The organism is Sphingobacterium bambusae, assembly GCF_033955345.1.
Taxonomy (GTDB): domain Bacteria; phylum Bacteroidota; class Bacteroidia; order Sphingobacteriales; family Sphingobacteriaceae; genus Sphingobacterium; species Sphingobacterium bambusae.
In genome coordinates, this window is record NZ_CP138332.1 from 1,450,155 (window position 1) to 1,470,996 (window position 20,842).

Consider the following 20,842-nt stretch of genomic DNA (forward strand, 5'->3'; position numbering starts at 1 on the left):
TCGCTGCAACGAGATATGTTACCCCATTTTTCACGAGAGACAAAGGTAGATATTAAAAGTAGAAAGGCAAAATTAAAAAGTAAAAAAGTGATCTTGTGCAGGGGTGATCGTGACAGACCCAAGTTTTCTATCATCTTCGCTTTAAAAATCGTCTTCGATGATTTCCTGTACACGTCCAATCTGCCCATCCTGCAAACGAACCTTTATCCCACGGTGGTGAAAGGCAGCCGAGGTCAAGAGGTCTTTCACGATGCCTTCGGTCAAGGTTCCGCTACGCTGATCTTTCTTTAATACGATATTGACCAACATCCCCGGTTTAATATTTGCTCTTGTTTTTCCGTCCATTTCTTTATTTATAAAGGAGAGCAGCAGGTGCTACTCCCCTATTCCGTTATCTACCACTTAATAATATCGTTACCCAAAGTAAAGAGAATAAGCGCGATAAGTATAAAGAAACCGATCATCTGTGCCTTCTCCAAAAAGTTATCGCTAAGCGGCTTTCCTTGGATCATCTCCACGATCAAAAATATCACATGCCCGCCATCCAATGCCGGAATCGGCAACAAGTTCATGAAGGCAAGTGCCATGGACAACATGCCCACTAGGCTCCAAAATTTAATCCAGTTTACCTCGGTACCAAACATTTTGGCAATACCTACGGGACCAGAAATAGCTTTGTCGGCACGCACATCGCCTTTGAATATTTTACCAAATCCTTTGATATTATCCGTCACCACGGAGAAAGCTTTGCTAGCACCTATCGGTAAGGACTCGATGAAGCCATATCGCTGCACAATTTCTGGAAACTGCGGTGCGCCCAAGTTTACCCCTATAGCTGCAGTCGAATCAATGGCTCCTTTTACGTTCAGTTGCTGGCCTTGCCGAATCAATGACAATTCCACTGTTTTTCCGATATTATTCCGCAGCGCACCGGAGAATTCATCGTAAAAGCGCGTGGTATTACCATTCACGGCAATAATACTGTCGCCCTTCAAGATATTCATCCGCTCGGCGACCGATCCTTTTTCCACATCCTTCACGCTATTCAAGGGATGACGTGGACTGACAAATTCATTTTTCTTATGCTCTGCCACGGCATTTAGGATATCCGCAGGAACCTTAAGCTCCTGCTTATTTCCATCGCGCTCAATTGTAAGTACGGCGTCGCCCATCAGTACTTCTGAGCTCATCACATCACCCAAAAACTTAATTGCGGGCTTGCCGTTCACGGCCAAGATTTTATCGCCGGGTTGGATACCGATTTCTTTACCGATAATACCGGGAACCACGCCATATTGTAACTTGGAGTTGTCGATATCATTCTCACCGTAACTAAAGGTCATCATCCAGAAGATAAGGATACCAAGAATTACGTTAACAATAATTCCTCCGAGCATCACGATAAGGCGCTGCCAAGCGGGTTTGGAACGAAACTCCCATGGTTGGGGCTCCTGTTTCAACTGTTCAGTATCCATCGATTCATCGATCATTCCAGATATTTTCACATAACCACCCAAGGGCAACCATCCAATACCGTATTCACAGTCTTTATAGGTAAACTTGAACAATTTTACTCCCCAAGCATCGAAGAAAAGATAGAACTTCTCTACTTTGATACCAAAAGCCCTCGCTGCTAGAAAGTGTCCCAATTCATGCAGTATGATTAAAATTGACAGGCCTAATACCACCTGCCCGATCATCACTAATGTTCCCATTAAAAAGTAAAAATTAAAAGGTGAAAAATCAAAACTTGGCGTTCGACAATATATGTTTACAGGTTAAAGTCTACGCCATGAATTCGATTACATCTATCTAAAAGTAAAAATTTAAAAGTAAAAAATAAAACCTTGTTAACTACAGTTTACCTATTAAATTCTGTGCCACAACGCGAGATTCACGATCTATAGCCAATAAATCGCTTAAAGTCGGCTTTTCTATCTTTTTTTGCTGACACATTGTCGCTTCGATAAGATCGCTCATACCCAAAAATGAAATCCGATCTTCTAAGAATGCTCCCACAGCTACTTCATTTGCGGCGTTGAGCACACAAGCCCGATCACCACCATCCCGTAGCGCCTGATAGGCTAATTCCAGATTACGAAATGTCTGTGTATCGGCCTTTTCGAACGTGAGCGACGGATAGTTTAAGAAATTAAAGCGTTCGAAATTATTGGGTTGCCGAGAAGGATATGTCAATGCATTCTGTATGGGCAACTTCATATCAGGCAATCCCATTTGTGCCTTCATAGATCCATCAGCAAATTGTACGATGGAATGGATGATCGATTGCGGGTGCACAATTACATCAATCTGCTCTACAGACAAATCAAATAGCCACTTTGCTTCAATGACTTCCAAACCTTTGTTCATGAGCGAGGCCGAATCGATCGTAATTTTAGCGCCCATCACCCAGTTGGGATGCTTCAGTGCTTCATTTTTGGTGACGTTGGACAAAAAGTTACTATCCTTGCCACGAAAAGGCCCTCCGGAGGCTGTAAGATAGATCTTCTCGATAGGATTCTGTTGCTCTCCCATCAAACACTGGAAGATAGCCGAATGTTCGGAATCTACCGGCAGCATAGCAACCTGATGCTGCTGCACCAACCCCATAATCAATTCGCCAGCCACAACAAGTGTTTCTTTATTGGCCAACGCAATATCCTTCCCTTGTGCAATTGCGGTGACAGTTGGCCTTAGGCCAGCCGCTCCGACGATGGCGTTCAAGACCATATCAATAGCCGGATCCTGAACCACGTCTTCCAAAGCTTCTTCTCCGGCCATCACCTGAATGTCCGTCGTCGCTAAGGCTTCTTTGACCGCCTTAAAGCCATCCTGACGTACGATAACCACCGCTTTAGGTTTGAACTCCAGTGCTTGTGCGATCAATAAGTCCGTGTTATTTCCCGCTGTCAATACAGACACCTGCAACAACTCCGGAAACGCCCTTACCACGTCCAAGGCCTGCGTACCTATGCTTCCCGTGGAACCGAGTATGGCAATATTTCTTTTTTTCAAAATTTAATGCTATTAAATAATATTCTTCAGCAGTTCAGGATCATCCCCTCCGGTGTAGTCTTTCATCATATCATGGTAGGCTACGGCCATCACCAAGCTAACTGATGGAATGATGACAAACGTATTGATGACATTGAATATTTTAGCGATGATAAAATATCCAAAATATTCACAGGAGGCCTGCAGAAAATAAGCTGTGCCCATGACCAAAAACAACAGCAACAAGCGCATGGTATTGCCGCGTGTTAATGCCACACTTAGTCGAAAAGAACGCATCAGGTTAAACTGTCGATCTACAATAAAATAAGGATAAAAGGTGATGCGTATCAACACAAACATCATGATGACGCCCGTCAAAAATGGGTTGACTTCCATACTCAAGGTTTCCATTTCTACATCTAAATAAAGCAATGGGAAGCTGATAACCGAAGAAAGAAGGTAAACAACGCCTACCAAAAAGGAATACAGTATCAAGCCTAAGAGGAAATTAACAAACTGTTTTGTGGACGGAATATAATCTTTAAAATCAGCATGCTCTATTCCCCTAGCCAACAGTAAGGATCTTTTGATCAGCACGAGCTGTGTACCAAAAAATAAGGTCACGAAAATAAAACAAAACAAGGCCTTGACAACATACGAGTTGGAGTCGGCCAAGGTCATCGCCAAATAAGAAGATGAATTCGATGTGATAAATAATAGAAAACACAGCCCAGCTATAGAAAAATAATGGCTTTTCAATAGCGACAATGCCCTTAGCACCACATCATTTGCTTTAAACGTACTCTCCTTTAAATACTGTAACATGCTAATAAATAATTATGCAAATATGAGATTATTTTCGGTAGACACCCAAAATAATCTGCCGATACTATTTAAATTCCGCAGGTACCGGCTTTTCCAAAAGGTACTGGTAGTAAAATCGTACACGTTCCTTAAAATCATACGACGATTTAGACCGCGCGAAGCCGTGTCTGCTCCCCGGATAGATCATCAATTCAAAAGGAACATTGCGATCAGTCAATGCATCCACCAATTGCGTCGTGTTTTGCAGATGTACATTATCGTCTAGATCGCCGTGCATGATGCGCAAACGTCCCTTATATTGATTGACATAGGTCAATACAGACCCATCCTTATATCCTTCCGGGTTATCTTGCGGCGTATCCATCCAACGCTCGGTATAATGCGTATCGTATAGATCCCAGCTCGTTACTGGCGCCCCCGCAATACCGTAATCGAAATAATCGGCTCCTTTTGTTAAAGCCAAACAGGTCATATAACCGCCATAACTATGTCCGGTTATCAACAATTTATCATCCGCTACCCAAGGTTTTGCCTTCAACCATTTGGCAATAGTGCTATAGTCGATTATCTCCCATTTGCCCAATTGGCGGTGCATCAGTGCGACGCCCTGCTTACCAAAGTGGCCTGAAGCACGGTGATCGCATGTAATCTGAATAATGCCCGCCTGTGCCCAGTATTGATTACCTGTACCTTTCCAAGTATTACGTACACTTCCGGCATCTGGTCCGCCATAAATGCTCATCACGACAGGGTAAACCTTAGTTTCGTCGAAATTTACAGGATAAGTGACGATCACCGGTAGTTGAAATTGCCCATCTTCGGATGGAATCGTAAAGTACTCCGTTTTACCAAGGTTGTAGGTATCAAACTCAGCAGCTTTACTATCGGCCAATTCACGTAGCAGCTTTCCATTGTTGTCAAGCAACGCTACTTTAGGGGGTGTATAAACATTGGAATAGGTAGTGATAAAGTGTTTACCATCTGGAGCCACCTTTACTTGGTGCGAATATTCGCCAAAGGTGAGCCGTTTCAAGTTTTTCCCTGAATAATCCACGCGGTATAGATCTACCGTTGCCGAGTGTTCTTTACGAGCAGTGAAATACACTTTTTTGTTTTTCTCATCAACAAGCTCTAAGGAGCTTACCTGCCAATCCCCTTGCGTTAATGCATTTAACATCTTGCCATCCAAGCTGTATAAATAATAGTGTGCCCAACCGCTACGATCCGACTTCAGGATATAATGCTTGTTGTCAGCCAGGTACGTAATGCGTTCATCGTGATCCAAATTGATCCAGCTGTCCTGATGCTCGTCATACGTTTCCTGCTTACGGCCATCGGTGGGGTTCACTGCATAAAATTTCAAATTATTTTGGTCCCTATTCATCCACTGTACCATGATAGACTGACTATCAAAACTCCAGTAGGGCTGCCCAAAATATTGATCGTCCTCTTCGTTGAAATCTGCCCAAACGATGGGCGATCCGTCAACTGCAACAAAACCGATCTTTACGGTAGGATTAGGATCACCAGCTTTGGGATACCGTGTTTCCTCTAGATAGCCGTGCTGACCGGTAGATACATAGATCGGAAACATAGGCACCTTGGTATCATCAAAGCGCATGAAGGCAATCTTCTTACTGTCAGGCGACCACCAAAAGGCTTTATAATTAGTCGAACGTCCCAAGATCTCCTCATAGTAAACCCAAGAAGACCATCCATTATAGATTACGTCGGTACCATCATTGGTGTATCGCGTTTCTTTCCCCGATTCCACATCGACGCTGTAGAGATCATTTTTGCGCGTGAAGGCTACAAACTTCCCATCAGGAGAAAGTGTTGGATTTTTTTCTTCACTATCCGGCGACTGTGTTAATTGCTTGGGCGCTTGCTCGCCGTAGCGGATAAAAACGTCTTTATCTTTTACAAAAACGGTTACATCAGACTTTGCTTCCGGCGTATAGGGTTTTCGTGCATTGGTTTTCACATCCAGCGTATAGAGCTTTCCATCTGCCGCACTTCGTTCTATAAAATGCGTATTGTCAGCCCACCCGACGTATTGACTGATAGTCTTGGTCACGGACGCCTCCTGTCCCCAAGCCTGTGCAAAAGAGAGTTCTTTTTTTTGTGCCGATAGTTGCGCAACGAACAATACGCTGAGCAACGAACTTGCTATAATTCTATTCATAACAGCTAATTGATAAAGCCACGAAATTAATAATAATTAGATGATTGGTTGGGGAAACACTGTAACATGTTTAATAAAAAAAGCCACTTCGTAGTGGCTTTGATATCTATTAATTAGAATACCCTAGAAAGTGAAATCGTCTTTTCTCGCGTACTCATTGCTTTCATATGCTGAATCTTCTTGATTGGGCTCGTATCGCTTTTCAACGACATCTTGATTGGCTTTGATGTAATCAACAACCTCCGTCAACCCTTCAGCAAACTTCTCAAAATCTTCTTTGTACAAGAAAATCTTGTGCTTGATAAATTGACCATCTTCAAAACGTTTTTTGCTCTCCGTGATGGTCACGTAATAATCGTTCGAACGAGTTGCTTTTACATCAAAAAAATAAGTACGTTTTCCAGCTCTCACCTTTTTTGAAAATACTTCTTCGCGCTCTTTGTTTTCAAAATCTCCCATTAGTATTGTAAGTATTTAAGTTTAAATCCTTTTTCAGTTATAAATATATAATTATTTAATTCAATAGCCCAACTTTTTATAAAAAATATTTTTTTTTCATAATCCATTTTACCGACTGTATTTCAGGCCATTTCAGCAAAGCAGTGGTAGCGGTGGAATTTTCACCGAAAAAATAGCGGCATTTACCGAAAAAGTGCGATGTATTACCTATTTTGGCTTACTGATTTTAATGTATTGCGCTACTTTTGAATCAAACAAATAAAAACACATTGTAATGGAAAGAGAAAGAGAATATAAAACAACAACGCCACCACCCATACCGCCTAGAAATAACAAAAGCGCGAACATTGTCGGTGCGGTCATCGTTTTCTTGGGCTTGGCTTTGTTGTTAAAAAACCTAAATCTAGGTATTTGGTTTCCTCGTTGGATATTTGGGTGGGAGATGATCTTGATTATCATAGGTCTTGTGATCGGGGTTAATTCTCAATTCAAGAAAAAATCTTCTATCATTTTAATATGTATAGGTAGTCTGTTTCTATTGAAAGACTTGATGGATCTATCTTTTGGACGTGTAATTATTCCATTGGGTGCGATTATTTTAGGCATTTACTTGATTATGCGCAACCGCAACCATACGCCGCCGCCAGTTCCGCCAATAAACAACCCTACACCGGAGAAGGATGAGTTTGATTGGGATGCACGCGTAAAGTCTGAAGGCGATGCCGAAGATTCTTTTCAATCACCTTTTGATCGTACGGAAACGAATTTCACGCAACAACCCGCTCCCGAGCAACGCCAAAACAAAGGTTACTCTTATGAAGGCGAGAATTATATAAAGGTGGACTCTGTCTTTGGCAATGCCAAGAAGATCATCTTCTCAAAGAATTTCTTGGGAGGAACGATGACAAATGTTTTTGGCAGCACAGAAATCAACTTACTGCAGGCTGATATGCAACAACCCATTGCGCTAGACGTATTTCAGTTGTTTGGAAGCACAAAAATTATTGTGCCTCCACATTGGGTTGTAGCCACGACGGTTTCCTCCATCTTGAGTGAAAACGATGATCGTCGTGTGATCCTCACAAATATCATCGATCAAAGCAAATGCCTCTACATCACCGGCACTTCTATTTTTGGAAATATCACGATAAAAAATAGCTAAGCGAGGCGTAAATGATATTCAAATTGACATCCAAAAACCGCTTGATCCACGTGACGACGTGGACCATTTGCGTTTTATACTTCTTCCTTTCCTATTTTCTGCTGTGGTGGGACTGCCGGCCCAAGCCGGTAAAACCTTACGAACCTTTGATTGGCGCACTGTCCATCACGATTTGTTGTTATCTTATCTACAGCACCCTGCAATACTACCTTCCGCGTAAAAATCAATATGTCAAGATAACATTGATCTGTATCACCTTGACGGTGATGAGCGTAGGGCTGTCCATCTTTTTATTGAACCAATTCTTCGACGATTTCTCGTTGACACATTTCTACGAGGTACTTCCTTACCGATTTATCATCAACTTTCTCTTACTTCTCTGTGTGATCATCATCAACATTTTTTGGAATATCCAAGAAGAATACCAAGAAAATAAGCGAAGAAAAGAAGAATCGGAGCGTATATTACGCGATGCGGAACTGTATAACCTGAGACAGCAGCTCCAACCCCATTTTCTCTTCAATAGTTTAAATTCTATTATTGCCCTTATCGGGATAAAACCAGATGAGGCACGTAATATGACATTCCAGCTATCCGATTTTTTACGTGGTACGATGCGAAAAGATGACAAACAGCTCATTCCCCTTGCCGATGAAATAGCCCATCTACGGCTATATCTCGATATCGAAAAGGTACGTTTCGGACATCGTTTGAGCACGACATTCGAGCAGCAGGAAGAATCTAGCCGCGCCAAAGTGCCTTCCATGATTATACAGCCCTTGCTCGAAAATGCCATTAAGTTTGGCCTTTATAATGTGATCGGCAATGTCGAGATCACCGTGGACATCCGCATGGTTAACTATATGCTGCATATTACTATTACCAACCCTTTCGATTCCGACCAGTTCGAAACGAAAAAGGGAACAGGTTTTGGCCTTTCCAGCATTAAGCGTCGCCTATTTTTACTCTATAGCCGTACTGACCTCTTGGAGACTTCAATAAAAGACAATATATTTACATCCACCTTAAAGATCCCGCAATATGATTAAGACAATTGTTATCGACGATGAGCCTTTGGCACGCATGATTATCATGGAGTACCTCAAACAACACGCAGATATACAAATCGTAGCGGAATGTGGCGATGGCTTTGAAGGAGCCAAGGCTATTCAACAGCACCAACCTGACCTCGTTTTTTTGGACATACAGATGCCAAAATTAACGGGCTTTGAGATGCTGGAGATCGTGGATGAAATGCCCAATGTGATCTTTACGACAGCGTTTGACGAGTTTGCTATTAAGGCTTTTGAGAAAAATGCCATTGATTACCTACTTAAGCCGATCAGTAAAGATCGTTTTGAACAGGGGCTTGCTAAATTCCGCAATAGCCATGTAAGCAGTAGCGCTCCAGCATTGTCAGAGCAAACTTCCGCAAAGGTCGCTGCGATAACTGAGGAGGAGTCTTTGGAACGTATTGTTGTCAAAAATGGTACCCAAATCAAGATTATTCCCGTACAACAGGTCACCTTCTTGGAAGCCTATGATGATTATGTAAAGATCCACACCAAAGATGGGGTTTTCTTGAAAAACAAAACCATGAGTTCCTTTGAGAAGCAGCTTGATCCCAAACAGTTCGTCCGCGTACACCGCTCCTTTATTGCAAAGGTTGACCAACTGGCGAAAATCGAGCCCATGGAAAAGGAAAGCTACATCGCCACACTGTTGACAGGGGAGAAAATAAACATCAGTAAATCCGGCTATGCTCGATTAAAACAAATAATTGGCTTATAACTATTTGTTTCTGTAATTTTGCGACTATGAGTCGCAATTTACTATTGATGCTATCCCTATTGTTCGCTACGCTCGGCATGGGACAAAGCAAATCAGAGTTGGCCAATAAAGCCGTATTCAATAAAATAGAGTTTTTCATCAACACCAAAATGACAGACTCTATTTATAACCTAGCTTCCGCAAACTTCAAAGAGCAAATCCCTGCAGAACAGCTGGCCTTTGTCTTAAACAACTTGTATCAACTTGGCCAGATTCGGCAAGTTCAGGTGTTGGATTTCAAGCAAAATACCGCAACCTACCTGCTACAATTCGACAAACATGCCTTGCAGGCAAAATTAGCGATAGACAGCACGTTGCACTACGATCTATTGGCCTTCGGCGCCGCAGAAACTCCTGCACCCAAAAAGGAAGAGAGAACTGCCGTAATTAGCCAAGTTGAAAAGGTGTCCCCTTTGGACTTCTATATAGATTCTTTGGCCAACAGCTACGTCAAAAAAGGAAGTACCCAATCGCTAGCCATTGGGATATTTCACCAAAACAATTACAAAACTTTTTTCTATGGGGAGACAGAACCCGGAAGTCAGACCCTTCCTACCGAAACGACGCTCTATGAAATAGGATCGTTGACAAAAGTCTTTACAGCAGTACTTTTGGCAGATTTGGTAACAAAGAACGTCGTGCACTTGGATGATTCCATTGCAAAATTCCTTCCCGACTCTGTATCATCGAATCCGGCAATCCAAGGAATGACCTTTAAGGAATTGGCTAATCATACTTCCGGCCTTCCGCGCATGGCTGGAAATTGGAATAAAGTCGCTGGGTTCCAAGAGCAGGATCCTTATGCGGCATACGACCGTAATGCACTATTTGCATACCTAAAATCCTTTAAGCCCACACGCGAACCTGGAGAAAGCTACGAATACAGCAACGTTGGATTTGGCCTATTGGGCGAGTTAATTAGTATTATCACGAAGAAGCCTTACATGCAATATTTGCAAGAGACGCTTCTTACGCCGTTGCAAATGGTTAACACCACGGATAAACCCGACGCTAAAAAACAACAGGTAGTACTGAAAGTATACGATGAAGAAGGCAACAGCACGCCTACATGGAATTGGAAGGCTTTGGTCGCTGCCGGCGGTCTGAAATCGACGGTGAAGGATCTCACCTTGTTTGCCACCGAGCAGTTTAAGATGCCACAAGATGAACGGCAATATGCCATGGCACTTACGCGTCAATTCACCTTTTTTACTCCCGAAAATATGGACATCGGGCTTGCTTGGCACATGAGTATGCTGGACGGATTAATCTATTTCCACCATACCGGAGGAACTGGTGGCAGCAGCTCCTTTATAGGACTATCTCCAGATACCAAAACATCGGTGGTGGTGCTTTCCAATGCGGCGGAAAGTGTAGGAAAAATTAGTACAGCTATTATGGAGAAGCTGTTGCAGCAACCGGAATAATAAACTTGCCAGAATATACGGTAGCTTTACATTAAAAATTTCGCCGACTCTGTACCCACAGAGTCGGCGAAATCTTTAACCATAGAACAGCATCTTAAAGCTGTTCAGCAACAGCACTGTAATATTTCAGACCATCGCCTTGCTCCCGCTCAACAATGACAATATTGCTGGTTGTCGTTTGCCAAATTGCTTTTGGCGTTGCATTGTCCAATTTATTGTGAAATAATTCTTCATACAGGGCTTCAACATCTTCAGCATCGGGTTGATCAATACGGCTTACCTTAGCCGCACCGTACAATGATGTTAACAACGAAGCGAGTTCAGTATCACCCTGCTGAATACGTTCCAAAAAATCTGCAGTTGCCTTTCCTTCTGGCGAAAAAGCAATCTCCAGCGTTACATAAGGTTTTACCTCATTGTAGTACTTTGTCGAAAGAGAATAGTCCTTAGCAGAACGCTGGAAATATCCGCCTTGGTTCTTGTTACCATCTCTCCAAATTATATTTAAAAAATCTCGCTCATCCACAACGAGTATATCAAGTTGTCGACTTTGAATAACTTTGGCATCTTTATAAAAAGACAAGGAAAACGTATACGTTCCAGGTTTAGTAAAGGATTGTCCCATCCCGCCGGTGACGGAGGAGGGTAATGATTTGGCATACAAAACCTCGGGTATGGACCACACTGCAGAATCGAAGAGTTCAGTGTTCCCCGCCAGTAGAAATGGGCTTGCCGGATTTCTATCTTCGCCGACATACATATTGAGATAAACATCTTCGAAGATATTCACCTTACTTTTGTCTACTACCATAATAACGTCCTCCAAGACATTTCTCTCTACCGGCGTTTCCTCTTTCTCTGGTTCTATCGGCGCTGGATCTTTCTCGCAGGACAGAAACAAGCAGCTCGTCACCAAGCCAACTAATAAATATTTTCTCATAGAATTGTTAATTGTTGCCAAAGATATATTTTATTCTCCTTTTAAAGAAAAAAAACACAACAATATGGATTATAAAATCGTAAAGCGAAGTCGCTTGACAGGTTAATTTACGACCACCAACGCATACGGCTTTGCAAGGTGTAGTAAGCTTATCGACTTGTTATAGATGCTAGAATCTTGGTTACATCACTTTCGCCCTGAAATGATTTGATAATTTTTTTTGTGCGCGCATCGTAGATGTAGCTTGCAGGATAGTTTTCCGGCATCATCTTTTCAATAAACTCGACGCCCTGATCCTTCCAGAAAGAGACGTTCTTCTTACCTTTTAGTCCCTTTGCAAACATATTGATATATCCGTCTACATATTCCTTATCATTCATGCTGATAAAGAAAAAAGAAACCTCTTTTAGCTTATCGATATTTTTACTGATTCCAGCCCCCAGCTCTTGGCAATGACCACAACCGGGATCATAGAATATAAAGACGATCTTTCCACTGCTGGGCAACGCATTTTGCAGCATTAGGTTGCTATCATAGACATTGCGGATAGAAGAAAATGAGGGCACGGTTGCGGGCGCTTGCTGTGCGGCACAGAAGTTGAACAATGCGATGAAAAATGCGATACATCCTATTTTTGTCATTATTTACTTTTTGAAAACATATTTAAAAGTCACAAAGCCGCAAAAGCACGGAGATATCCGAAAAATACCATATATTTGGTTACAAATCAATATTTAAAAGACAAAAGATTCAACATTGTGAAAAAACGCATCGCTATCTTTGCCTCAGGCTCGGGTTCAAATGCACAGAAAATAATGGAACACTTCAAGTATTCCAACTTAGCAGAAGTGGCATTGGTTTTAAGTAACAACGCCGAAGCTTATGTGTTGCAACGCGCCGACAATTTCGAAATCCCTTCTCATGTATTCGACCGCAAAACCTTCTACGAGTCTGACGAGCTGATCGATATTTTGAAACGTTTGGAAATAGACCTCGTCGTATTAGCCGGCTTTCTGTGGTTGGTGCCGGAAAACCTGTTGAAAGCGTTTCCTAACAAGATTATCAACATCCACCCTGCGTTGTTGCCGAAATTTGGGGGTAAAGGCATGTACGGAGACCGAGTACACAAAGCAATTTTGGAAGCCGGAGAGGAAGAGCACGGCATCACCATACATTTCGTAAACGAGCATTTTGACGAAGGCGAAATCATTCAGCAGGCTAAATTTAAAGTCGAACCGGATGACACATTGGAAACTATCAAATTCAAAGGGCAGCAATTGGAGCATCAATATTTCCCGAAAGTGATCGAGAACTTATTGAAAAAATATAACTAGAAAAAACGGGACACTTCAGATGTCCCGTTTTTGTTATTAGTCTTGAAAAAGTTGTGGCAGAAATTCCGTCAGATATAAACGCCAATTAGTCCAAGTATGTCCTCCCTCACTTTCCCGATACGTATACTTCATTTGTATATCGTCCAACATCTTACGATACTGTTCCCCAGTTTTGTACAGAAAATCTTCCTTCCCCATTCCTATCCAATAGAGCCGATATCCATTATCCTTTTGTCGTTTCAGATTTTTATCAAAGTCACGGAAAACGGCATTCTCGGCCTTTTCGTTCATTCGGAATGCGGCAGAAAAAAGGCCGATATAGTCAAATGTGTTCGGTAAGTAAGAGGAGATAAACAAGGTATGTGAGCCCCCCATGGATAGACCTGCTATCGCGCGGGCACTTTTCTGCTTTTTCACACGATAGTTATGTTCTATAAATCCGATGATATCCGCGAACGACTCTTCCATTTTGCCGGAACCTACATCCGGCGTGAAGAAGTCTATCGGGTATTGTCCTCTGGACGATTCGCCGGGCGCAGCAGTATTTGACACGTGCCCATTAGGCATCACGACAAGCATAGGTTTTATTTTTCCGGAGGCAATCATATTATCCAATATCTGCGCTGCCCTTCCTAACGACGGCCAGGCTTCTTCATCACCGCCCATGCCATGCAATAAGTAAAGCACGGGATATTTTGTTTTTCCAGCTTCATAGCCCGGCGGCGTATACACCGACAAGCGTCGGGTGCTGCCCAAGGTAGGCGATTCGTACCAACGCTTGGCTATGGTTCCGTGAGGAACATCCTGTACCTTATATAATGCAGCCTGCTCCCCTCCCGTCAGAAAATAGTTAAAGGTATTGCTGACGTCCCTCACTTGGTAAACATTCAACGGGTCATTCAGTACCGCACCATCGATATCTATTTGATAGAGAAACAAATCCGAGGGCAAAGCCTCCGTGGTATAAGACCAATAGCTACCATCCTTTTGCATGGCCTGCTTTCCATTTCCCCCGAAGGCATTGCGATCCATCCAATTACCAACAATGGACAATTTCTGCGCTTGCGGCGCAAAAATGCGAAAGGTTACCTTATTATCGGCATGAACCTCGGGCGAAACCACGCGTTTCTTCTCGGCAGGTCGAATATTTTCTTGCGCTATTGTTCGCTGCAAGCCAATACAGCCTAAACATAGGCCTATTATCATTATGTTTTTCACCATCTTACATGCTTTATTGGTAGCTATTAAAGATACAAAAAGATAGCAGGAAAGGGTTGACATTAAAAATAGAAAAAGTGAAATTTTATTCCTGTAATATTTGTATCTTTGCGGCTCCAAACATAACACAATGAATCATCCTGTTAAGATTAAAAATGCTTTGGTGTCAGTATATTACAAAGACAACCTAGCGCCACTCATTCAACTACTAAACAATTACGGAGTTACTTTCTACTCTACAGGCGGTACGGAAGCTTTTATCCGTGAGCAAGGCGTTGACGTCGTTCCCGTAGAAGATCTAACAAGTTACCCTTCTATCTTGGGTGGGCGAGTAAAGACATTGCACCCTAAAGTATTCGGAGGTATCTTGGCGCGTCGTCCTCTAGAAAGTGACCAGCAACAATTAGCGCAATACGAAATTCCGGAAATCGACTTAGTAATTGTCGATTTATATCCATTTGAAGAAACCGTAGCGTCCGGCGCTGCTGCACAAGATATTATCGAAAAGATTGATATTGGAGGAATTTCTTTGATCCGCGCTGCAGCCAAGAATTTCAATGACGTAGTTATCATTTCTTCAAAAAATGATTACAAAGAATTGGAGAACATGTTAGCAGCCCAAGAAGGACAAACAACATTGGAGCAGCGTAAAGAGTTTGCTAAACGTGCGTTCAATACCTCTTCGCACTACGACACGGCAATTTTCAATTATTTCAATCAAGAGTCACCACTTCCTGTATTCAAAGAATCTATACAAGAATCACAAACCTTGCGTTACGGCGAAAACCCGCACCAAAAAGGTACATTCTTTGGCGATCTAAACGCTATGTTCGAGAAGCTGAACGGCAAAGAACTTTCCTATAACAATTTGGTTGACGTGGATGCTGCTGTTGCGATTATCGATGAATTTACGGACCCTACATTCGCGATCTTAAAGCATACCAATGCTTGTGGTGTTGCTTCACGCTCAAGCGTTAAGCAAGCATGGATCGATGCGCTAGCCTGCGATCCAGTATCAGCCTTTGGCGGTGTATTGATCACCAATGGTGAAGTGGATAAAGAAACGGCTGAGGAAATCAACAGTTTATTTTTCGAAGTATTGATTGCTCCATCCTACACAAAAGAAGCACTTACCGTACTAACGGCGAAGAAAAATCGTATCATCTTAAAGCGTAACCCTATTGAACTACCTACAGCGCAGTTCAAAACCTTATTAAACGGGGTCATCTTACAAGATAAGGACAATACTGTTGAAGGTCCTGAAGCCATGACAACGGTTACCACGGTACAACCGACAACAGAACAACTGAACGATCTATATTTTGCTAATAAGATTGTAAAGCATACCAAATCGAATACTATTGTTTTCGCAAAGGACAATACGTTGATCGCTTCCGGAGTTGGACAAACATCGCGCGTAGACGCATTGAAACAGGCTATTGAGAAAGCGCAATCTTTCGGTTTTGATGTAAAAGGAAGTGTGATGGCATCCGATGCTTTCTTCCCTTTCCCTGATTGTGTTGAAATCGCTGGAAACGCAGGTGTAGCAGCTGTCCTACAGCCCGGCGGATCCATCAAAGATCAACTATCGACCGATATGGCCAACGAAAAAGGTGTGGCTATGGTGATCACTGGTGTTAGACATTTCAAACACTAAGTATCTGCTTAGACATAAAAAATGAGCCGGTGTACGATAGTATACCGGCTCATTTTTTGTATTAACTATTCTGCGAGCAGGAGAGTTAATCTCATGACGAAGCCCCGCTAAAATACAAGCTGTCTTGCCTACAAAAGTCCGAGTAGCCAGTATATGATGATAAAGGCAACAATCGACCCCAAACATCCGAAACCTAATTTCCGGGCTCCCCAGCCAGCCAACAGAACTTTAAAAAACTTATTCATATCTGTAATTTCTAGTAAAGTATTGTGATGCGTGACTAGCACAACGTTTTCTAAACAACACAATAACGGTGCCGAGGCCTAGCTGGTCTGTTTCAAAATATCTCGCACCAGAAGTTTCCCCGAAAAGTGTTGACGCAACATTCGCCCGTCGCCGTGAATTGTCCAGACCTCCTTCGGTGCTACCTCAGCAATAAAATAAAGCAGGTCATTCCAGTCGACATGATCTGAGATATAAAGCTCAATATCGTTTTGACGTTGCAAACGCTCCCATCCAGAAGCAAATGCCTTCAGCACATTCTTTGCTTTGAAATAACTGTTGAAGGTTAAAGGTGGCACCAGATATACTTTATTGGCAGGTCCTTCCTTCATCGCTTTGCGGTTGTAGAGTGCATACTTTAAGCGCGTTGGCCCCAATTCGTCGTAGAGACGATGCACCGGATACATCTTATGGTGCACCAGCACTTCGCGCTCCGGGAGATATTCGTTAATCAGTGCAGTCAAGCGTTGCGCTTTGCCTAAGGTGTAACAACCAAGCATAATATTGCTCGCTTTATCCTTGAGCTTCAAAATCTCCAGTTTGTCATCAGGATGCTGCACCGCCGGATTAGCAAAGGTAGACTCGGTGATCAATACGTCCGCCTGTACAAGCTGCAACGGTTCACATGTTACATCTGCCTGTAGTTTATAGTCGCCTGTATAGAGGTAGCGTACACTCTTGTAAACCATCAATATCTGTGCAGATCCCAACATATGTCCTGCGGCGAAAAATGTAATCTCTACATCATGAAGCATGAACGGCTGGCTGAAAGAAACCGTCTTCATACTTTCTTCGTGCATTTTACCAAACTTGTTACGCATAAAAGCAAATGTCGCAGCCGTGGCATACATGTCTTGATGGCCATTGGTGGCATGGTCGCCATGTGCATGTGATATTAAGTTGCATGCTACTGGCGTAGCGGCATCAATAAAAAATTTACCGTAACGGCAATAGTAACCTTCGTCGGTTTTTACCAAAAAGTCTTCTAGAATCATAGGCTGTCCGAGGACGCTTTCAAAAAATAATCGTGTAATTGTAAAACTTGGGGCAACAAGGGCTGGCTTCCGTCATTGACAATCTCAAAGTCGGCAAGCTTACGCTTTTCATCGTCAGACATTTGCTTATCTATTCGCTCGAGCACCTGTTGTGCTGTCACCGCATCACGCTCCATCACCCGTTTTACACGAATAGCTGTTGGTGCGGTGACCAATATCGTAAAATCCAATGTTTTGTAGGATCCACTTTCAAAGAGCAGCGCTGCCTCCTTCAGAGAATAGGCGAATGTCTGCAGGTTGGCCCAGTCCAGCCCATGCTGGATAACGGCAGGATGTACGATAGCGTTCAATTGCGCTAGCTTGGTTTTGTCTTTAAAAACTACGGACGATAAATAGGCGCGATCTAGCTTACCATCGGCAGCATACACATGGGCACCAAACGCTTTCTCCAGCGCTGCTTTCAATTCAGCGCTGCTATTCATCAAATCTTTGGCCTCCTTATCGGCATTGTAAAATGGAACGCCCAAAGCTTGGAATATTTTCGCAACGTAACTTTTCCCTGAACCGATTCCGCCGGTGATACCTATTTTAAGTCCCATATCTCCTATATCATCTCCTCACAAAAAAATCCACGTTCTGTGGCTCCACACTAATCACCTGGCTGTAATCAGGTGTCTTGGTCAAAATCACGGGAAGACTTTGTACTTTGTTCTTCTCCCAATTTTCCATATCAACGATAGCTTCAAAGTCACGCGACGACCATTTATTATAATCTTTCAGCGACACCAAAAAAACCACCTTCACCTTACTGGGCAAGGTTCTTACCGAAGTATAACGCGAGGCGTTCTCCACCTTTAAGGGAACTTCTACCACTTTCTCTGTAATCTCCCCAACGGGAATACTTATTTCGGAAAAGGTGGGGTATATTGTGATATTGTTTTTCTGATGCTTATTGAGGTAGGCCACGGTACGAATATCTGCCCCTACATTAGTACCTTTGATGGTATCGGTTTCCAAGAAATCGATATTAGCCACATCTTCCAAGGGGCCTGTTACGGTAACATATTCAGGGTTTGCTCGGGTATCGCCAATAATACCATACTGCTTCTTAAACTGCATATTGTATACCGGTCGAACAGGAACCTTACGTTGCGTTTGCTTGGAAAAATCGAAGAACAAGGTGTCGGGACTGACCGCCACCACTTGATTGTCGACCGGAAACTGCCTATTAATATAGCCTAGCTGATTGGTAAACACTATAAAATTTCTCGTTTTCAAACCACTTAGATCAACTTGGATATGTGGGGTATCTGGATGTAGACGCTTCATAAAGATCTTCCATCCGCTGATCTTCATCCGAATGCTTACCGTATCAGACTGCAAAGGGTGAAAGGCTTTCTTCTCAGGAATATTAACATAGGAAATACCAGCATTGATGGTATAGTTTTGCACGGTAGACACCGCAAACAGCAACCACGCGACAAAGGAAATCCCCATACAACGCAAAAAAATTGCAATCTTTCTACGCTTTACTTTGCTGATCCGTGGTTGAGCCATATAGACAAAGGTAATAAAACATCATCGATTTTTGTATGGCCAAACATCGGGATTAGCATTACAAAGGGGATAAAACAAACGGAGGCAGCCTTATTGGTTGCCTCCGTATTATGGATCGAGTTCTAAACGTCCTTATTTCTTAGCAGCATCGCCGTTAGCGGCTTTGGAAGCGTCCAAAGCGATAGCTGTTTTGTCAAAGCGCATTTTTACACCTGAACCTACATCAACCAAAAATGTCGTTTCGCTAACTTCGACAATGCGACCGTGGATACCAGCCGTGGTCACGACTTTAGAATTTACACCAAGCTCTTCGATATATTTCTTATGGTCTTTTTGTTTTTTCATTTGCGGTCTGATCATAAAGAAGTAAAAAACGACAATGATCAAGATCATCGGCAAGAAGCTCATTAAGTTGCTTCCACCGGGTGCTGCTTGTAATAAAGTTGTAATCATATTTTAAAGTAAAAATTCAAAAGTAAAAAATATAAAATTGAAATAAAGCCTCTTCGCCCTTATTTTGCTAAGACCTCACCTTTCAACTGAATTGTTGTCACGCCATTTTCAGCATTGGAAACGACGGTTACAATTTTTTGTTGCTTACCGACCTGCCCATTGCTATCAAAGCTAACTTTAATTTCTCCAGTTTTGCCTGGTAAAATTGGCGTTTGCGTATAAGAAGGTGTTGTACATCCACAAGATGCGGATACTCTAGAAAGTATAACCGGTGATGTTCCTGTATTGGTAAATGCATAAACGTGTTCAACAACTTCCCCTTCTTTCACCTGACCGAAATCGAAAGCCGCTTCCGCAAATTCTACTTTCCCTGTACCTGCGGCACTCGTAGAATCAGTAGCCGTGCTATCTGCCGTTTCAGTTGCCGTGCTGTTCGAATTGCCACATCCGACAAGGGTAGCAAATGCGAAGCAGAAAAAACTTGTTTTTATTATATTCATAGCCAATTTATTATTCCAAGAACCTCAGGTTCTGATTAAAATCTCTAGTGTAAACTAATCCTTTAAACCTCTTCCCTGCTTTTGGATACGCCCTTCTTGCGCTAAATCCGCAAGGATTTTATCCAAAATACCATTGATAAAGGTATTACTTTTATTTGTACTGAAAGCTTTCGATAGCTCGATATACTCGTTGATTGTTACCTTCACCGGTATCGTCGGAAAATTCACCAGTTCACATATCGCCATCCGCATAAGCAAGTTATCGACCAATGCAATACGATCTGCCTCCCAATTCTTTGTTTTTAGCGAGATGAACTCTTGGTATTCCTTTCCATAACGAATCGTTTGCTTTAACAAATCGGCAATAAACTCGCTATCTTCGTCCCAATTGGGTGTTAAATCTGCCAACTTATTATGCACAGGATTCTCGCTGCTGAAATTTTTGAACGTCTTGGCGATCATGGCCTGCAACACTTCCTTATCCACTGTCCAGTTGATAAACTTGGTATCGAATACCTGCTCCACCTCCGTCGATTTAAGTACGATCTTTTTGAAGATAAACTTGATAATATCTTTCTCGGCGGCAATAGAACGATCTTCCTGTTTTAAATAGGCCAAATATTCTTCCGACTCCTTTAACTGTGCAAAGATCGAGCGCACAATCTCCGGATCGAAGGTCCAAGAAACATTATATTTCTTTACATACTCCAAATAGGCGCGATTTTGACGCAAAGATTCGATGAAGCTGTTGTTGTTCAACTTCGTCGTGTAGATTTTGTCTTTTTCCGTAGGCAAGAACTTGTTTGCCCTTCCCTCCGCATCGATAAGTACATATTCCGCAACCTCATCAAGTAAGTTCAGCGTCCAGATGTACATCTGGTTAACCTCATCCACACTTGTAAAAAGTGCCTTTTCAAAATCCTTCACTTGTTTATCCTCTGATAAACTGAACGCATAAAGCGTTTGCATAACTTTCACCCGAAGGTGCCTTCTATTAAGCATAATTTAATTTAAAGAACGATTG

General features: G+C 42.5%; 21 protein-coding genes. 6 read left to right on the forward strand and 15 right to left on the reverse strand.

Features of this window, described 5'->3' with window-relative positions; all coding sequences use genetic code 11:
* Positions 1-141: 141 nt before the first annotated feature.
* The 6 genes from SCB77_RS06185 to SCB77_RS06210 all read right to left on the reverse strand — a co-directional run bounded on the left by SCB77_RS06185 (position 142) and on the right by SCB77_RS06210 (position 6,463).
* Entirely contained in the window at positions 142-345 is a 204-nt protein-coding gene (locus tag SCB77_RS06185) for a YwbE family protein (protein ID WP_320185558.1), read from the reverse strand.
* A gap of 50 nt (positions 346-395) precedes the next feature.
* Positions 396-1,715, reverse strand: coding sequence for an RIP metalloprotease RseP (gene rseP / locus SCB77_RS06190; protein ID WP_320185559.1), 1,320 nt, complete (start codon positions 1,713-1,715; stop codon positions 396-398).
* A gap of 139 nt (positions 1,716-1,854) precedes the next feature.
* Positions 1,855-3,015, reverse strand: coding sequence for a 1-deoxy-D-xylulose-5-phosphate reductoisomerase (locus SCB77_RS06195; RefSeq protein WP_320185560.1), 1,161 nt, complete (start codon positions 3,013-3,015; stop codon positions 1,855-1,857).
* Positions 3,016-3,027: 12 nt separating this feature from the next.
* Positions 3,028-3,819 carry a hypothetical protein gene (locus SCB77_RS06200; RefSeq protein ID WP_320185561.1) on the reverse strand — a complete coding sequence of 264 codons (792 nt, stop codon included), beginning with the start codon at positions 3,817-3,819 and terminating at the stop codon, positions 3,028-3,030.
* Positions 3,820-3,883: 64 nt separating this feature from the next.
* Positions 3,884-6,004: a S9 family peptidase gene (locus SCB77_RS06205; RefSeq protein WP_320185562.1), complete on the reverse strand. Its 2,121-nt coding sequence runs from the start codon at positions 6,002-6,004 to the stop codon at positions 3,884-3,886.
* Positions 6,005-6,127: 123 nt separating this feature from the next.
* Entirely contained in the window at positions 6,128-6,463 is a 336-nt protein-coding gene (locus SCB77_RS06210; RefSeq protein WP_320185563.1) for a DUF3276 family protein, read from the reverse strand.
* A 274-nt stretch (positions 6,464-6,737) separates the two neighbouring features.
* Between SCB77_RS06210 and SCB77_RS06215 the strand changes: the two genes are divergently transcribed.
* The 4 genes from SCB77_RS06215 to SCB77_RS06230 are packed head-to-tail and all read left to right on the forward strand — an operon-like array spanning position 6,738 to position 10,882.
* The gene (locus SCB77_RS06215) at positions 6,738-7,625 is read left to right on the forward strand and encodes a LiaF transmembrane domain-containing protein (protein WP_320185564.1); all 888 of its coding nucleotides are present in this window, start codon (positions 6,738-6,740) and stop codon (positions 7,623-7,625) included.
* Positions 7,626-7,636: 11 nt separating this feature from the next.
* The gene (locus SCB77_RS06220) at positions 7,637-8,674 is read left to right on the forward strand and encodes a sensor histidine kinase (protein WP_320185565.1); all 1,038 of its coding nucleotides are present in this window, start codon (positions 7,637-7,639) and stop codon (positions 8,672-8,674) included.
* Positions 8,667-9,416 carry a LytR/AlgR family response regulator transcription factor gene (locus tag SCB77_RS06225; protein ID WP_320185566.1) on the forward strand — a complete coding sequence of 250 codons (750 nt, stop codon included), beginning with the start codon at positions 8,667-8,669 and terminating at the stop codon, positions 9,414-9,416. Before SCB77_RS06220 ends, SCB77_RS06225 begins: the two co-directional genes overlap by 8 nt.
* A gap of 26 nt (positions 9,417-9,442) precedes the next feature.
* Positions 9,443-10,882 (forward strand): serine hydrolase domain-containing protein, encoded by a 1,440-nt coding sequence (locus tag SCB77_RS06230; RefSeq protein WP_320185567.1) that lies wholly within the window; start codon positions 9,443-9,445, stop codon positions 10,880-10,882.
* 94 nt (positions 10,883-10,976) lie between these two features.
* Here the strand turns inward: SCB77_RS06230 and SCB77_RS06235 are convergent, their stop codons facing one another.
* Complete coding sequence (locus SCB77_RS06235; RefSeq protein ID WP_320185568.1) at positions 10,977-11,822, reverse strand: hypothetical protein; 846 nt, start codon at positions 11,820-11,822, stop codon at positions 10,977-10,979.
* Positions 11,823-11,971: 149 nt separating this feature from the next.
* Positions 11,972-12,463, reverse strand: a complete 492-nt coding sequence (locus SCB77_RS06240) for a redoxin (RefSeq protein WP_320185569.1) — start codon at positions 12,461-12,463, stop codon at positions 11,972-11,974.
* A 117-nt stretch (positions 12,464-12,580) separates the two neighbouring features.
* On the opposite strand from SCB77_RS06240, the gene purN reads away from it, so the two are divergent.
* A complete protein-coding gene (gene purN / locus SCB77_RS06245) occupies positions 12,581-13,156 on the forward strand; it encodes a phosphoribosylglycinamide formyltransferase (RefSeq protein ID WP_320185570.1) in 576 nt (191 codons plus the stop codon).
* Between the two features lie 36 nt (positions 13,157-13,192).
* Here the strand turns inward: purN and SCB77_RS06250 are convergent, their stop codons facing one another.
* On the reverse strand, positions 13,193-14,362 hold the full coding sequence (locus SCB77_RS06250) for an esterase (RefSeq protein ID WP_320185571.1): 1,170 nt from the start codon (positions 14,360-14,362) through the stop codon (positions 13,193-13,195).
* 142 nt (positions 14,363-14,504) lie between these two features.
* On the opposite strand from SCB77_RS06250, the gene purH reads away from it, so the two are divergent.
* Positions 14,505-16,031: a bifunctional phosphoribosylaminoimidazolecarboxamide formyltransferase/IMP cyclohydrolase gene (gene purH / locus SCB77_RS06255; RefSeq protein WP_320185572.1), complete on the forward strand. Its 1,527-nt coding sequence runs from the start codon at positions 14,505-14,507 to the stop codon at positions 16,029-16,031.
* Positions 16,032-16,354: 323 nt separating this feature from the next.
* Here purH and SCB77_RS06260 read toward each other — a convergent pair whose 3' ends face one another.
* From SCB77_RS06260 to nusB, 6 genes are all read right to left on the reverse strand, one after another.
* Entirely contained in the window at positions 16,355-17,308 is a 954-nt protein-coding gene (locus SCB77_RS06260) for an exonuclease (protein ID WP_320185573.1), read from the reverse strand.
* Positions 17,305-17,907 (reverse strand): dephospho-CoA kinase, encoded by a 603-nt coding sequence (coaE, locus tag SCB77_RS06265; RefSeq protein WP_320185574.1) that lies wholly within the window; start codon positions 17,905-17,907, stop codon positions 17,305-17,307. Before coaE ends, SCB77_RS06260 begins: the two co-directional genes overlap by 4 nt.
* A gap of 10 nt (positions 17,908-17,917) precedes the next feature.
* Positions 17,918-18,865 carry a CdaR family protein gene (locus SCB77_RS06270; protein ID WP_320185575.1) on the reverse strand — a complete coding sequence of 316 codons (948 nt, stop codon included), beginning with the start codon at positions 18,863-18,865 and terminating at the stop codon, positions 17,918-17,920.
* Between the two features lie 132 nt (positions 18,866-18,997).
* Complete coding sequence (yajC, locus tag SCB77_RS06275; RefSeq protein ID WP_320185576.1) at positions 18,998-19,318, reverse strand: preprotein translocase subunit YajC; 321 nt, start codon at positions 19,316-19,318, stop codon at positions 18,998-19,000.
* Between the two features lie 59 nt (positions 19,319-19,377).
* Complete coding sequence (locus tag SCB77_RS06280; RefSeq protein ID WP_320185577.1) at positions 19,378-19,818, reverse strand: DUF1573 domain-containing protein; 441 nt, start codon at positions 19,816-19,818, stop codon at positions 19,378-19,380.
* 54 nt (positions 19,819-19,872) lie between these two features.
* On the reverse strand, positions 19,873-20,820 hold the full coding sequence (nusB, locus tag SCB77_RS06285) for a transcription antitermination factor NusB (RefSeq protein WP_320185578.1): 948 nt from the start codon (positions 20,818-20,820) through the stop codon (positions 19,873-19,875).
* Between the last annotated feature and the right edge of the window lie 22 nt (positions 20,821-20,842).

Bases quoted from the DNA above. Each gene is read 5' to 3' on its own strand.
- SCB77_RS06185 (WP_320185558.1), bottom strand. From the start codon at position 345: ATGGACGGAAAAACAAGAGCAAATATTAAACCGGGGATGTTGGTCAAT.
- rseP (WP_320185559.1), bottom strand. From the start codon at position 1,715: ATGGGAACATTAGTGATGATCGGGCAGGTGGTATTAGGCCTGTCAATT.
- SCB77_RS06200 (WP_320185561.1), bottom strand. From the start codon at position 3,819: ATGTTACAGTATTTAAAGGAGAGTACGTTTAAAGCAAATGATGTGGTG.
- SCB77_RS06205 (WP_320185562.1), bottom strand. From the start codon at position 6,004: ATGAATAGAATTATAGCAAGTTCGTTGCTCAGCGTATTGTTCGTTGCG.
- SCB77_RS06210 (WP_320185563.1), bottom strand. From the start codon at position 6,463: ATGGGAGATTTTGAAAACAAAGAGCGCGAAGAAGTATTTTCAAAAAAG.
- SCB77_RS06215 (WP_320185564.1), top strand. From the start codon at position 6,738: ATGGAAAGAGAAAGAGAATATAAAACAACAACGCCACCACCCATACCG.
- SCB77_RS06220 (WP_320185565.1), top strand. From the start codon at position 7,637: ATGATATTCAAATTGACATCCAAAAACCGCTTGATCCACGTGACGACG.
- SCB77_RS06225 (WP_320185566.1), top strand. From the start codon at position 8,667: ATGATTAAGACAATTGTTATCGACGATGAGCCTTTGGCACGCATGATT.
- SCB77_RS06230 (WP_320185567.1), top strand. From the start codon at position 9,443: ATGAGTCGCAATTTACTATTGATGCTATCCCTATTGTTCGCTACGCTC.
- SCB77_RS06235 (WP_320185568.1), bottom strand. From the start codon at position 11,822: ATGAGAAAATATTTATTAGTTGGCTTGGTGACGAGCTGCTTGTTTCTG.
- SCB77_RS06240 (WP_320185569.1), bottom strand. From the start codon at position 12,463: ATGACAAAAATAGGATGTATCGCATTTTTCATCGCATTGTTCAACTTC.
- SCB77_RS06250 (WP_320185571.1), bottom strand. From the start codon at position 14,362: ATGATAATAGGCCTATGTTTAGGCTGTATTGGCTTGCAGCGAACAATA.
- purH (WP_320185572.1), top strand. From the start codon at position 14,505: ATGAATCATCCTGTTAAGATTAAAAATGCTTTGGTGTCAGTATATTAC.
- SCB77_RS06260 (WP_320185573.1), bottom strand. From the start codon at position 17,308: ATGATTCTAGAAGACTTTTTGGTAAAAACCGACGAAGGTTACTATTGC.
- coaE (WP_320185574.1), bottom strand. From the start codon at position 17,907: ATGGGACTTAAAATAGGTATCACCGGCGGAATCGGTTCAGGGAAAAGT.
- SCB77_RS06270 (WP_320185575.1), bottom strand. From the start codon at position 18,865: ATGGCTCAACCACGGATCAGCAAAGTAAAGCGTAGAAAGATTGCAATT.
- yajC (WP_320185576.1), bottom strand. From the start codon at position 19,318: ATGATTACAACTTTATTACAAGCAGCACCCGGTGGAAGCAACTTAATG.
- SCB77_RS06280 (WP_320185577.1), bottom strand. From the start codon at position 19,818: ATGAATATAATAAAAACAAGTTTTTTCTGCTTCGCATTTGCTACCCTT.
- nusB (WP_320185578.1), bottom strand. From the start codon at position 20,820: ATGCTTAATAGAAGGCACCTTCGGGTGAAAGTTATGCAAACGCTTTAT.